The following is a 538-nucleotide window of genomic DNA, read 5'->3' on the forward strand; positions in this document are numbered from 1 at the left end:
GCCGAGATCCGGCTGCACGCCATCCAACGCCAGAATGACCCGCCCTTGCTGGGCCAGGAGCCTCTGCAAGGGGCGGCGCTCCATGAGCCGGGTGGCGAACAGTTCATCGTAGCGGTCGAGCAGGTTGGTGACGCTGCGCTCGGCAATCGCCACGCCGCGGGCGGTGAGCACCGCGTGGATCTCGGGCACGCTGCGATGCTCGCGGTGGCGCAACGCCCCGACGAGGGCGATGACGTCCAGGCCGAACTCGTGTTGGGGCAGCGCCAACGCGCCCTCGGCCTCGGGCCGGTAGGGCTTGTGGAAGCGGGCGCAGTGAAGCGTCTCGCACCAGCAGATCTTGAGACGCAAGCGCACCGAGCCAGTCAGCGTCACAAGAGTGCGGTGGTTCTCGTAGCGGATCCGCATCGGGGCTCCGCAGGCCGGGCACAGCCGACAGGCGGGACGCAGCACCCGCTCGCGCTCCGGCGGCTGGCGTCCTGAGGTTCTGGTCATCCCGCACCTCCTCACAGGCACAGAAGACCCCCACCACCGCACTCTA

At 69.3% G+C, this 538-nt stretch carries 1 pseudogene; it reads right to left on the minus strand.

From position 1 onward, the window contains the following. Positions 1 to 405, minus strand: a pseudogene (locus JQC81_RS32705) (ISNCY family transposase); the annotation flags it as partial. Between the last annotated feature and the right edge of the window lie 133 nt (positions 406 to 538).

The sequence above is a fragment of the Microvirga arabica genome (genome assembly GCF_016811235.1).
Classification (GTDB): Bacteria; Pseudomonadota; Alphaproteobacteria; order Rhizobiales; family Beijerinckiaceae; genus Microvirga; species Microvirga arabica.